General features: G+C 68.9%; 13 protein-coding genes. 8 read left to right on the top strand and 5 right to left on the bottom strand.

Features of this window, described 5'->3' with window-relative positions:
* On the top strand, positions 1 to 676 hold a 676-nt coding region (locus tag PHQ87_RS00985; RefSeq protein WP_300230287.1), incomplete at its 5' end, for a YadA-like family protein.
* Positions 677 to 685: 9 nt separating this feature from the next.
* Here PHQ87_RS00985 and ylqF read toward each other — a convergent pair.
* The 3 genes from ylqF to PHQ87_RS00970 form a co-directional block, all read right to left on the bottom strand.
* Positions 686 to 1,666, bottom strand: coding sequence for a ribosome biogenesis GTPase YlqF (ylqF, locus tag PHQ87_RS00980; protein ID WP_300230285.1), 981 nt, complete (start codon positions 1,664 to 1,666; stop codon positions 686 to 688).
* 117 nt (positions 1,667 to 1,783) lie between these two features.
* A complete protein-coding gene (gene gshA, locus PHQ87_RS00975) occupies positions 1,784 to 3,343 on the bottom strand; it encodes a glutamate--cysteine ligase (protein ID WP_300230283.1) in 1,560 nt (519 codons plus the stop codon).
* Positions 3,340 to 4,386, bottom strand: a complete 1,047-nt coding sequence (locus PHQ87_RS00970; protein WP_300230281.1) for a tRNA-dihydrouridine synthase — start codon at positions 4,384 to 4,386, stop codon at positions 3,340 to 3,342. Before PHQ87_RS00970 ends, gshA begins: the two co-directional genes overlap by 4 nt.
* Positions 4,387 to 4,562: 176 nt before the next feature.
* On the opposite strand from PHQ87_RS00970, the gene PHQ87_RS00965 reads away from it, so the two are divergent.
* The 5 genes from PHQ87_RS00965 (at position 4,563) to bktB (ending at position 8,438) form a co-directional block, all read left to right on the top strand.
* On the top strand, positions 4,563 to 5,072 hold the full coding sequence (locus tag PHQ87_RS00965; protein WP_300230279.1) for a FecR domain-containing protein: 510 nt from the start codon (positions 4,563 to 4,565) through the stop codon (positions 5,070 to 5,072).
* Positions 5,069 to 5,701, top strand: coding sequence for an OmpA family protein (locus PHQ87_RS00960; protein ID WP_300230277.1), 633 nt, complete (start codon positions 5,069 to 5,071; stop codon positions 5,699 to 5,701). The genes PHQ87_RS00965 and PHQ87_RS00960 overlap by 4 nt, the downstream gene beginning before the upstream one ends.
* A gap of 21 nt (positions 5,702 to 5,722) precedes the next feature.
* Positions 5,723 to 6,388 carry an RluA family pseudouridine synthase gene (locus PHQ87_RS00955; RefSeq protein ID WP_300230318.1) on the top strand — a complete coding sequence of 222 codons (666 nt, stop codon included), beginning with the start codon at positions 5,723 to 5,725 and terminating at the stop codon, positions 6,386 to 6,388.
* Positions 6,389 to 6,405: 17 nt separating this feature from the next.
* Positions 6,406 to 7,182, top strand: coding sequence for an SDR family NAD(P)-dependent oxidoreductase (locus tag PHQ87_RS00950; RefSeq protein WP_300230276.1), 777 nt, complete (start codon positions 6,406 to 6,408; stop codon positions 7,180 to 7,182).
* 71 nt (positions 7,183 to 7,253) lie between these two features.
* Positions 7,254 to 8,438, top strand: a complete 1,185-nt coding sequence (gene bktB / locus PHQ87_RS00945) for a beta-ketothiolase BktB (RefSeq protein ID WP_300230274.1) — start codon at positions 7,254 to 7,256, stop codon at positions 8,436 to 8,438.
* Between the two features lie 64 nt (positions 8,439 to 8,502).
* Here bktB and PHQ87_RS00940 read toward each other — a convergent pair whose 3' ends face one another.
* Positions 8,503 to 9,246, bottom strand: a complete 744-nt coding sequence (locus PHQ87_RS00940; RefSeq protein ID WP_300230272.1) for a 2OG-Fe dioxygenase family protein — start codon at positions 9,244 to 9,246, stop codon at positions 8,503 to 8,505.
* Positions 9,247 to 9,393: 147 nt separating this feature from the next.
* Between PHQ87_RS00940 and PHQ87_RS00935 the strand changes: the two genes are divergently transcribed.
* The gene (locus tag PHQ87_RS00935; protein WP_300230270.1) at positions 9,394 to 9,801 is read left to right on the top strand and encodes a hemerythrin; all 408 of its coding nucleotides are present in this window, start codon (positions 9,394 to 9,396) and stop codon (positions 9,799 to 9,801) included.
* Between the two features lie 71 nt (positions 9,802 to 9,872).
* Complete coding sequence (locus PHQ87_RS00930) at positions 9,873 to 10,715, top strand: DUF2189 domain-containing protein (protein WP_300230268.1); 843 nt, start codon at positions 9,873 to 9,875, stop codon at positions 10,713 to 10,715.
* 9 nt (positions 10,716 to 10,724) lie between these two features.
* Here PHQ87_RS00930 and PHQ87_RS00925 read toward each other — a convergent pair whose 3' ends face one another.
* The gene (locus PHQ87_RS00925) at positions 10,725 to 12,437 is read right to left on the bottom strand and encodes a long-chain fatty acid--CoA ligase (protein WP_300230266.1); all 1,713 of its coding nucleotides are present in this window, start codon (positions 12,435 to 12,437) and stop codon (positions 10,725 to 10,727) included.
* Between the last annotated feature and the right edge of the window lie 55 nt (positions 12,438 to 12,492).

Here is a 12,492-nt window from a genome sequence, read left to right as displayed (position 1 = left end):
CGTCGGCAACATGGCTGGCAATGATGTGAACGCCAATCGCACGGTCAGTGTGGGCCACCAGGCCCGTGCCAGCGCCAATGATGCTGTCGCCATGGGTGCCAATGCCCGGGCTGACCACGCCAACGCCGTGGCCCTCGGTGCCGGTTCCGTCACCTCCGCGCCAAACACGGTATCCGTCGGTGCTGCAGGGTCAGAACGCCGCATCACCAATGTGGCACCCGGTATTGACGGCACCGACGCGGTGAACGTTGACCAGCTGAATGCCGGCAACGCCAACACCTTGCAGCAGGCGGAGAGCTACGTCGATGCCAGCGATGCGCGCACGCTGCGTCGTGCCCAGGGTTACGCCGATGCCGGTGATGCACGCACGCTGGAACAGGCACAGCAATACGCCGATCAGGGCGACGCCGCGGTACTGGAGCAGGCGCGACTGGAAATCGGATCGCTGCGCAAGGAAGCATTCGCGGGCATCGCCCAGGCGGCCGCGATGGTGCCCCTGGCCCCTTCCGGCGACGGCGAGACGACCGTGAACGTGGGCCTGGCCACCTACGGCGGGCAGACGGCCATCGGCGTGGGCATTGCGCGGCAGGTTGGCCCGGTCACGCTCAACGGCGGGTTCGGTGCCGGCTCCGGCAAGCGCAATCTCGTGCGCATCGGCGCCGGCTGGCGCTTCTGACCCTGCGCCTCAACGGCGCGGCGCAGGCCGCGCCTTGCCAACGGCCGGCTTCTTGCGCCGCTCGATGAAGCCCTGCTCGCGCAGGGCTTTTTTGCGTTCGGCGCGCTCCTTGTCGGCCTGCCGGCCGGCCTTGAGCCAGCGCGCGAACTGCTCGGGCGTTTCCAGGGTGATGCGGCCGATGTGCAAGGCGCGGAAGTCGCCGATCACGATCTCGGCGGCCTTCTGCACATTGACCCGGCCGCCGGCGGCCAGGGCGCCGCGCTGACGGCCGATGGCCTGCAGCAGCTCGTCATCGTGCGTGGCAGCCCACTGCTCGGGCGAAAGGCCCAGGGGGTAGCGCGCCTCCATCAGGCCGGGGTAGTCGGTCTTGAGCTTGGCGATCAGCTCGTAGGCCACCTCTTCCTCGTCATAGGCGTTCTTGCCCACCGCACCGCTGGCCGCGAGGTTGTACCCGCTTTCGGGCACGATGATGCGCGGCCAGAGCATGCCAGGGGTGTCATAGAGGTAGAAGTCGTCGGCCAGCACGATGCGGGCCTCGGTACGCGTGACACCGGCCTCGTCGCCCGTCTTGGCCGCCTTGCGACCCTTGAGGGTGTTGATGAGCGTGGACTTGCCCACATTGGGAATCCCGCAGATGAGCACGCGCATCGGTTTGAACATGCCGCCACGCTGCGGCGCCAGCTCACGGCAGGCGTCGATGAGGGCGCGCGCCGGCGCGGTGTGGCTCGCGTCCAGCGCGATGGCCCGGGTGCCGGGCTGCGCGTTGTAATGCGCCAGCCACTGCTCGGTGCGTACCGGATCGGCCAGGTCCTGCTTGTTGAGCACCTTCAGCGTCGGACGGCCGCTGGTGAGCTCGGCCATCAGCGGGTTGGCGCTGGAACCGGGCAGACGGGCATCGAGCATCTCGACGACCACGTCGATGCTCTTCACGCGCTCGGCAATGGCCTTGCGCGTGAGGTGCATGTGACCGGGGAACCACTGGACACTCATCGGGTTTTCCCGCGTTTCATTGGACAACTGTGTGAATAAGTCCGGGTCATGTCTGTACGGCGGCGGCAAGTCCTTGTCACACAAGGGAAAGCATCAACCTGCACAAAAAACAGGCAGTCAGGCTGCCGCCGCCTGCGGCCGGCCGAGCCGCGCGGGCGACACGTATTCCTGGCGGTAGATCTCGAAGGGCATGGTGTCCGCCGCCTCGATGCGCTTCTGCTCGGCCACCGACGCCGCACTCATGGCCTCGAAACGCGCCTGCTGTGCCTCGCTCCAGGGCAGGGCCAGGATGTCGTTGCGGATGGCCTGCGAGCGGCTGCGCGTGAAGTCCAGGAACGAATCGGCATGGGCACGGTGGATCTCGGCCACCACCCGCGCCGACGGCAGCGTCTCGGGCGCCAGCAGGCTCGCACGGGCACGCGCCACGGCGTCGCGGTGCACGTCACGTCCGTCCAGCTCGTCCAGCGCCTGTGCCAGTGGCGCCAGCTCGTCGATGAGCTCCAACCCCCAGTCCACCAGCGCAATCGGCCGGCCGCCCCGCAGCAGCATCAGCCCCGGTTCGCGCCCGCGCGCGGCCGTCAGATGCTGGTTGTGCGCCAGCTCGCGGATTTCCTCGGGCGAGTCGGGCGGGCTGTCGGACAGCAGGCAGTGCAGCAGGAACACATCCAGGAAGCGCAGCGTCGGCGCGTCGATGCCAATGGCCTCGAAGGGGTTGAGGTCCATCAGCCGCACCTCGATGTACTCGACGCCGCGCTCGCGCAGCGCGTGCAGCGGGCGCTCGCCCTGGTAGATCGTGCGTTTGGGGCGAATCGTGCCGTAGAACTCGTTCTCGATCTGCAGCAGCGTCGTCGCCAGCTGGTTGTAGTCACCACCCGGATTGCGGATGTCCACCGCCTCGTAGGCTGGCCAGGGCCGCGTGAGCGCGTCGTGCAACGAGGCCGCGTAACCTTCGAGGCTGTTGTAGCTCACGGCCAGCGTGGCCTGCGCCTCGCTCTGGTAGCCCAGGCGCCCCATGCGCAGGCTGGTGCCGTGCGGCATGTGCAGTGTGCCGCCGTGGCCGAGCGGCCGCAGGGCGTGCGGCCGGCCCTCGACGAAGGACGAACACAGCGCCGGCGAAGCGCCAAACAGCGTCAGCAGCAGAAAGGCCTGGCGCCGGAAGTTGCGGATGAGCGAGAAATAGCCTTCGTTGTCGACACCGGGCAGCGACCAGTTGTAGTGGATACCCGAGATGGTCTGCATGCGCCGTCCGTAACGGTGCCCCAGCCCCATGCGGTAGACGCTCTTGGCACGGCCCACGTTGCTCGACCCGTAGCGGCCGATGGGAATGGTCTCGTCGGTCGGCAGGTTGCAGGGCATGCTCGACACCCACAACATTTCCTCGCCCGCGGCGCCGCCCTGGGCCTGCATGGTGCGCAGGGTGAACTGGTGCACCTCGGTCAGCTCGGCCAGGCAGGACTCGACGCTGCCGTGCACGCCCGTGATCAGTTCAAGCTGGGATTCGCTGTAGTCGGTGGTGATGTGCGGATGGGTCAGCGCCGACCCCAGCCCTGCAGGGTGCGGCGTGAGCGCGAGCGCACCATCGGGCTGGGCGCGCAGGCTTTCCTTTTCGATACCGCGACGCATGCCGCGCAGCCGCTCCTGGCCAATGGCCTGCAGCTTGAGGGTCAAAGAAGTCATACGGGCGTCGAGATTCGTGTCCGGGGGCTGGAACTTAACACGGTTGGTTCATTTTCGCTGGCAGCGACCGGACACGGCCCATCGCTGCCGGATGCCCTCCGGATGTCGCGCGACCGCAGCCAGGCCTCGATCACCTGTGGGTCGTTGGACAGGCGCAACTGATCGAATGCGGTCTGCGCCTCGGGATAGACGCGCCGCAGGTAGTTGAGCCACTGCTTGAGCCGGCCGGCACGGTGCCGACGCTCGACACGCTCGCTCACCTGTGCCCAGAACAGGCCCAGCAGGGGCTCGATCTGCGCCCAGGCCACGCCTTCGCTGCCCTTGATGGCCAGCGCCAGCCCGGGATTGCTGACCATGCCACGGCCGATCATCAGGGTGTCGCAGCCGGTCTCCGCCCGGCAGCGCTGCGCATCCGACACGTTCCAGATTTCGCCATTGGCGATCACGGGAATGCGCTGCAGTGCCGGCACCGCCGCGCGGACCTGCGCGATGCGCGTCCAGTAGGCGGGCGGCCGGTAGCCGTGTGCCTGTGTCCGTGCATGGATCACCAGTTCGTCCGCGCCAGCCTCGGCAATGGCCGCGGCACACTCCTCGGCCACGCCGTCGTCGCGGTAGCCCAGCCGCATCTTGGCCGACACCGGGACACCGGCCGGCACGGCCCGGCGCACGGCGGCCACGATGCGCCCCACCAGCTCGGGCTCGTCCAGCAGCACCGCCCCGCCCCGGCTGCGGTTGACCGTCTTGGCCGGGCAACCGAAGTTCAGGTCCACCCCATGCCCGCCCAGCCCGGCCAGCCGCGCGGCGTTGTCGGCCATGCAGGCCGGGTCGGACCCCAGCAATTGCGCGCGCACCGGCACGCCGGCCCGCGTGTGCCCGCCATTGTGCAGCTCGGGCACCACCCGATAGAAGGCCCGCTCGGGCAGCAGCGTGTCGGTCACGCGGATGAACTCGCTCACGCAGCGGTCGATCCCGCCGGTGCGGGTCAGCACATCGCGCAAGGTGGCGTCCAGCAGCCCTTCCATGGGCGCAAGCAGGAGTTTCATCGGGGATTCGGGCGCCAGCGCCGCTGGCTCACCAGGCGTTGGTGAAAGCGGGCAGGCGCAGGGCATGGTGCGGAGCCTGGATTCTACCGGCCCGCCTTAACAGCTTGCTACAACTGCATTCCTTCCGTTACCATTAGTATTTATACCTAATCAGTACCCTGTCCTGGCGTCGTCCCATGCTCACCCTCCCCCGCCATCACCACCTGTTGTCCCTGAGTCTGGCCTGCGGCGTGCTGGTCACGGCGGCACCGGCACGCGCGCAACCCGTAGCAACCCCGGTGAAGCCGACCGAGCCCGTAGCCGCCCGCGCCGGGACCCTCAAGCAGGTGGAGGGCACCGTGTGGACCCTCCAGGGTACGGCCCAGCCCCAGACCGCCACGCCAGGCGACGGCCTGACCGTGGCGCAGCGTCTGCAGACGGGCGCTGACGGCGCGGCCAGCATGGTGCTGCGTGACGGCACCGTGCTGACCGTCGGCCCCAACAGCGCGATCGAGATCAACGAATTCGCCTTCGACGCCACCACGCAGCAAGGCCATTTCCTGCTGGACCTGTTTCAGGGTTCGGTCCGCGTCATCACCGGCATTCTGGCCAAGGTCAATCCCGACGTCTTCAAGGTCCGCACACCCACCTCGGTGGTCGGCGTGCGCGGCACCGACTTCATTGTGGAGACCGAGGCCAGGCCATGAATCGTCAGCCGGCACAGCACGCCCGCTTGATCCTGTCGCACCTGCGCGGCATCGGCATGGCGCTGGGTCTTGCCGCCCTGCTGGCGGCCTGCGCCCCCGTCTCGCGCGTCATCCTCCTGCCCCAGGAGGACCGTCCGGGCAGCAAGGTCGTGGTCACCACCCGCCAGGCCGAGACCGTCATCGACAAGCCCTACGGCGTGGCCGAGGTGGGCCGCTTGGGCGGCCTGTCGGCCGACACCACCACCGCCGAGGCCGTGGCGGCCGAGTTCCCCGAGTTGCTCGCCCTGCGCCCGCCAGTGCCCGAACAGTACGTGCTGCAGTTCGAGACCGGCACATCGAACCTGACGGCCGAATCCCAGGCCCAGCTCGATGCGGTCATCAACAGCGCGTTGCGGCGCGCCGGCGGTGAAATCCTCATCGTCGGCCACACCGACCGTGTCGGATCGCTGGAGGCGAACGACCGCCTGTCGCTCGAACGCGCGAACGCCATCCGCGGCCTGTTCCTCGCCAAGGGCTTCCGGCCCGAGCTGGTGGAGGCGGTCGGCCGCGGCGAGCGCGAACCCGTGGTCCCGACGGAAGACGAGGTCGAGGAGCCTTTCAACCGCCGCGCCGAAGTGTTCGTGCGCTGAACCACCGTGTCTTCGGAAACCATGGGCGTGGGCGCCGCGCCGGGCATCTCGCTGTTGCATGTCGATGACGACATGCTCGTGCTCGACAAGCCTTCCGGGCTGCTCGCCGTCCCCGGCCGCGGCCCCGAGAACCAGGACTGCCTGAGCGCCCGCGTGCAGGCGCGTTTTCCCGATGCGCTGATCGTGCACCGGCTCGACATGGCCACCTCGGGCCTGATCGTGATGGCGCGCGGCATCGAGGCGCAGCGGCGGCTGAGCGCCAGCTTCGAGAAGCGCCAGGTCCACAAGCGCTACGTCGCGGTGGTTGCGGGCACGCTGGCCAACCCGCAGCCGGACAACGGCTGGAACACCATCGACCTGCCGCTGATGGTGGACTGGCTCAACCGGCCGCGCAGCATCGTGCACCATGAGATGGGCAAGCCCAGCGTCACACACTGGCGCCTGGAGGGCGAGCAGCCGCATGCCGGAGGCATGACCCGCGTGCTGCTGGAGCCGGTCACCGGGCGCTCGCACCAGCTGCGTGTGCACCTGCAGGCCATCGGCCACCCCATCGCCGGTGATCCGCTCTACGCCGATGAAGCCCGGCGGGCACTGGCGCCGCGACTGCTGCTGCACGCCTGTGTCCTGGAACTGCCCCACCCGCGCAGCACAGAGCGTGTACGCTTCGAAAGTCCGGTCCCGTTCTGACCGGCAGGAGCGAACACATGAACCAGCATCCCCACCTGTGCATCCTCACGGGTGCGTCCCGCGGCATGGGCCAGGCCATGGCGCGCCGGCTGCTCTCGGCTGACCGGCTGCTGCTGTGCATCTCGCGCGGCACCGACGAGGATCTGGCCCGCCAGGCCCGGACCGTGGGCGCCGGACTCGTGCAGTGGCAGCAGGATCTGGCCGACCCGCTGACGGCCGCCAGCCGCCTGGCCGACTGGCTGGCGGGTCTGGATGCCACCACGCTGGCCAGCGCCACGCTCATCAACAATGCCGGCATGATCCCGCGCATCGGCCCACTGGACGACTGCCCGCCCGGCGAGCTGTCGGCGGCACTGCGCGTCGGCCTGGAGACCCCCATGCAACTGACCGCCGCCTTCCTGCGGGTGAGCACCGGCTGGGTGCATGGTGGCTGGACGGGCGTGCGCAAGGTGCTGAACATCTCGTCCGGCCTGGGCCGCCGCCCCATGGCCGCGCAGGCGCCCTACTGCGCCGCCAAGGCCGGGCTCGATCACTTCACCCGCTGCAGCGCGCTCGACGAGGCGCGCCGCCCGCACGGCGCCCGCCTGGTGTCGCTGGCACCCGGCGTCATCGACACCGGCATGCAGGTGCAACTGCGCGCGGGCGACCCGGCCGCCTTCCCCGATCTGCCGCGTTTCGTCGGCCTGCAGCGCGAGGGCCAGCTCAGCAGCCCGGACGAGGCAGCACGGCTCGTGCTGGCCTGGCTCGACCGTCCGGACTTCGGCGAGCAGCCCGTGGCCGACGTACGTGACTGACCGCCGCGCGGCCGCCGCAGTACCATGGCAGGTGTTTTCCGCACTGCATCATTTTCAGACAAGGAGCCATCATGAGCCGTGAAGTCGTCGTCGTCAGCGCTGTCCGTACCGCCATCGGTACCTTTGGCGGCAGTCTGAAGGACGTTCCCCCCACCGAGCTGGGCGCGCTGGTCGTGCGCGAGTCACTGGCGCGCGCACAGACCGATGGCAAGGATGTCGGCCATGTCGTGTTCGGCCACGTCGTCAACACCGAGCCCAAGGACATGTACCTCTCGCGCGTGGCCGCCATCAACGGCGGTGTCGGCGAGGGCACACCGGCCTTCAACGTCAACCGCCTGTGCGGGTCGGGCCTGCAGGCCATCGTCTCGGCCAGCCAGTCGATCCTGCTCGGCGATGCCGACATCGCCATCGGCGGCGGCGCCGAGAACATGAGCCGCGCCCCCTTCGCCAGCCTGAACATGCGCTGGGGTTCGCGCATGGGCGACACCAAGATGGTGGACATGATGATCGGTGCCCTGCACGACCCGTTCCATGGCATCCACATGGGCGTGACGGCCGAGAACATCGCCGCCAAGTGGGGCATCACGCGCGAAGACCAGGACCGGCTGGCCGTTGAAAGCCACAACCGTGCGCAGAAGGCCACGGAAGCGGGCTACTTCAAGGAGCAGATCGTCCCGGTCATGCTCAAGACCCGCAAGGGCGAGGTGGCCTACGATACCGACGAGCACTTCCGCGCCAACGCCACACTGGAGGACATGGCCAAGCTCAAGCCCGTGTTCGTGAAGGAAAACGGCACCGTCACGGCCGGCAACGCCTCGGGCATCAACGACGCCGCCGCCGCCGTGGTGCTGATGGAAGCCGGCACGGCCAAGGCCCGCGGCCTGGCGCCCATGGCGCGCCTGGTGGCCTACGCGCACGCCGGTGTGGACCCGAAGTACATGGGTATCGGCCCCGTGCCCGCCACCCAGCTGGCGCTGAAGAAAGCGGGTCTCAGCGTGGCCGACCTGGACGTGATCGAGGCCAATGAAGCCTTTGCCGCCCAGGCCTGCGCCGTCACCCGCGACCTGGGACTGGACCCGGCCAAGGTCAACCCCAACGGCTCGGGCATCTCGCTGGGCCACCCCATCGGCGCCACCGGCGCACTCATCACCGTCAAGGCGCTGCATGAGCTCCAGCGCATCGGCGGCCGCTACGCGCTGGTGACCATGTGCATCGGCGGCGGTCAGGGCATCGCCGCGATCTTCGAGCGGCTGTAAGCCGCGGTGGCCAGTCCGTGCGGCGCGCGTGGCCCAGGGCATTGCCCTCCCGCGGCCGCTGCCCTCACGCTGACTGAAAACCGTCGCGCCGACAGGTCAGCACCAGGGTATCGCGCCAGCCCAGCTCGCCGGGCACCAGCGGCTGGATCGGCGTGGTTTCATGGATCACACGCGCGTCGTCCAGCAGCAGCAGCGACCAGGGCTGCCACAAGGTAAAGCGCTGACCGGCGGGCCCGTCGGCAGCGAACACCCGGCTCTCGCCGCCCTTGATGGCATGGCGATCGAGCATGAACACGGCCACCAGATCGACGCCGTCGCGGTGAGCGCCTTCCGGGGTGGGCCTGCCAATGCCGTCGGTGGTATCGATGCGGAAGGGATGCGCCTCCACGAACCAGGGCCGCTCCCCATGCAGGGCCGTCGCGGTGGCACCCAGCCGCTGCAGCAGGCGCGTCCAGACGGGCAGCGCCAGCATGTCCGCGGCCATCGGCTCGAACCAGCGCTGCATGCCGCCATGCAAGGCGTTGTACGCCAGCGGCTGCCAGTGCGGGCGATGCGGCACCTGTGTCACCTGCGCGCCCTCGATCACAAAGCAGCTGTGACGGCGGCGGCGGTAGCGCCCACCATCCTTCAGATAGGCATCGGCCGGCAGATCGTCCCAGGCGCGGTGCAATTGCGCCAGTTCTTCGCGGCTGGCCGGCACCCAGCGCATCACATCGTCCGCGTGCAAAACGGCATAGCCGTCAACGGCCAGCGCCTGATCGCACTGGGACCGCGGGACATAAGGTGGATCAAAGGCGATCTGGCTCATCGGACGCCAGTGTAGCGCCTGGCCACCGCTGACCTGGGTCAAACCACGCCAGCCCGCACCCCACAAGGCTGCCAGTATCTGCGCTGGATCAAAGTTGAGGCGCTCCGTGGATGCCAAGCTGACCGATCTATGCGCCGGAGGACACCCATGCATCCGATCATCCGCTGGACTGACGACCTGGACCTTCACCACGAACCGCTGGACTGCGCGCACCGCGATTTCGTCGCCGCGCTGGCCACCGCGCAGGCGGCCGACGATGCGGGGCTGCCCGACGCCTGGGCACAGGTGGTGGCGCATGCCCGTGCGTTCTTCGAGCTGGAGGACGGCTGGATGCGCAACACCCGCTTCGCCGCTGCCGCCAACCATACCCTGCAGCACCGGGTCGTCCTCAACCTGCTGCACGAAGGCCTGGCCCAGGCCCGGCAGGGTCACCATGACGCCGTGCGCGACATGGCGAACGAGCTGGCCGCCTGGTTCTCCAGGCATGTCCAGACGCACGATGCCGCGCTGGCACTGCACATGCGCCGCCATCCGGTGCGTGCCCGTCCCGGTTGACCGAGGGGAAACCATGGTGGTCATGCGCCCACCGGCTGGCTATATTGGCCCGCAGACAGGAGTCCACGTCCATGGCCGACGCCGTTTCCCCCACCACCCCCCCGTCCGAGACATCACCACCCGCACCAGCGGCCCACCATCCGGCCGAATCGCCGGCGGCCAGTTCGGTTTTTTCGCTGCCGCTGGCCTCCCTGAGCCCGGCCGATCCCTGGCGCTGGCTGAAGCTGGGCTGGGCCGATTTCCGGCGCTGCCCGCGCATCGGCCTGTTCTACGGCCTGTGCTTCTTCGCCATGGGGCATGCGCTGCTGGCGGTGTTCCAGCGGGCACCCGAGTACGTGCTGGCGCTCAGCGCCGGTTTCCTGCTCACGGGGCCGTTCCTGTGCCTGGGCCTGTATGACGCCAGCCGCGCCCTGCAGATACCCGGCCAGCGACCCTCGCTGCGCGCGTCGCTCAAGGCCTGGCAGCCCACCAAGAGCACCATGGCCATCTTCGCCGGCGTGCTGCTGATCCTGGAGATGCTCTGGGGCCGTGCCGCGCTGGTGGTGTTCGCGGTCAGCTTCAACACCATGCCGGGCAAGGCCAACCTGCTGGCCATGCTGCTCGATCCGGAGAATATCGGCTTTCTGATCACCTACACGGTGGTCGGCGCCATCTTCGCCGGGCTCATTTTCGTGACCAGCGTGATCTCCATCCCGATGATCCTGGACCGACGGGTCGATGCCGTGTCGGCAGGCCTGACCAGCATCCGTGCCTGCCTGCTCAACCCGGGCGTCATGCTGCTGTGGGGCGCACTGATCACCGGCATCATCGTGCTGGCCATGCTGCCGGCCTTCCTGGGCCTGCTCATCGCCGGCCCGGTCATCGGCCACGCCACCTGGCATGCCTACCGGCATACCGTAGGGGCAGCGTCCTGATCCTGCGGCTCAGGCGGCGCTGCCTTCCTGCTCCTGGAGCAGCCGCCACATCACCTTGCCGCTGCCACTCTTGGGCAGGGCGTCGACGAACTGCACCACGCGCGGCGCCTTGTACACCGCCATGTGCTCGCGGCACCAGTCGATGATCTCCTGCTCGGTGGCCTGGCCACGCGCCTCCTGGCGCAGCACCACCACCGCCTTGACGCTTTCGCCGCGGTAGGCATCGCGCGTGCCGATGACGCAGGCCTCGGCGATGGCCGGGTGGCGGAACATGAGGGCCTCGACCTCGGCCGGCCAGACCTTGTAGCCGCTGGCATTGATCATGCGCTTGAGGCGGTCGGTGATGAAGAAATAGCCGTCCTCGTCCACCCGCCCCAGGTCGCCGGTGCGGAACCAGCGCCGGCCCTCGAATTCGACGAAGGCCGCCTCGGTGGCCTCGGGCCGCTTCCAGTAGCCCTTGAACACCGAGGGCCCGCGCACGATGATCTCACCGGCCTCGCCCGCCGGCATCTCGGTCAGGGTGTCGGGGTCGATGACGCGCGCCTCGAAGCTCATGAACGGAATGCCCAGGCATTGCTGCTTGGGCGCATCGGGCGGGTTGTTGTGCGAGGGCGCGGCGGTCTCGGTCAGGCCGTAGCCCTCGGCATAGCGCAGGCCGTACAGGTCCAGGAGCTTTTGCGCCACCGCCTGCGGCATGGCCGCGCCGCCGCCACCGATGAACTGCAGGCTGCTCAGGTCGTACCGGTCGAAACGCGGGCTGGCCAGCAGGTCGATCACCATGGTCGGGATGTTGGTCCAGTTGGTCACGCGCCAGGCCGAGATCAGCCGGCCCGCCAGCTCGCGGTCCCAGCGCGGCATGAGAACCAGGGTGGCACCGATGTACAGGCCCGCGTGCATGCCCACCACCATGCCGGTGATGTGGAACAGGGGCACCACCACCAGCGACACCGTCTCGGATGAGCTGTTGCCCCACAGGCAGCCCGCCACCGCGTTGTGCATGATGGTGGCGTGCGTGTGCATGCAGCCCTTGGGCAGGCCCGTGGTGCCGCTGGTGTAGGGCAGCACGCACAGGTCGTCCGGGCTGCGATCATGCGGGGGCGGCGCGGCGGCACAGGCCAGCGCATCCGCCCAGTCGGCCACCGTGCCGCCGGGCATGGCGGGCAGCGGATGGCGCATCAGCAGCCAGGGCTGCCAGGCCTCGGGCACCTCGGCCTGGGGCCCCATGGCGTCGTGGTAGTGCGCCACCACCAGGTGCGCGAGGCGCGGCGTCTCGGGCAAGGCGGCGTTGGCCTGCAGCAGTTCGCCCGCGAGATCGGCCGCACAGATGGCCACCTTCACGTCCGGGTCGGTGATGTAGTGCCCCAGTTCCGCCGCACGGTTCATCGGGTTGACCGGCACCACCACGGCGTTGGCACGCAGGATGGCGTAATAGGCGACGATCCACTGCGGGCAGTTCTGCATGAACAGGATCACCCGGTCGCCGGCACGCACGCCATGGGTGTGCAGATGCGCCGCCAGGCGCTCGGCCTGGTCGTGCAGTTCACGGTAGGTGGTGTGCCGGTCGAAGAACACCAGCGCCGGCTTGTCGGGGTAGCGCCGTGCACTGACCTCGAGGTTGTGCCACAGCGACGTCGCGGGCACCGTGATGCGGTGCGGCAGCCGCCTGGGCCAGAAACGGTGGTGCGGGCGCGGTTCGGGCTCGCCCGTCGTCATGTCGCTCATGCCTGTCTCCTCCGTTGGGCCCGCCATCGCATACGGCACGCGATGCCGGGCCGGA

It is taken from the genome of Hydrogenophaga sp., assembly GCF_028698005.1.
Lineage (GTDB): Bacteria > Pseudomonadota > Gammaproteobacteria > Burkholderiales > Burkholderiaceae_C > Hydrogenophaga.
Note: the sequence above shows the minus strand (reverse complement) of the source record. Positions and strands in the feature narration are given on the sequence as shown.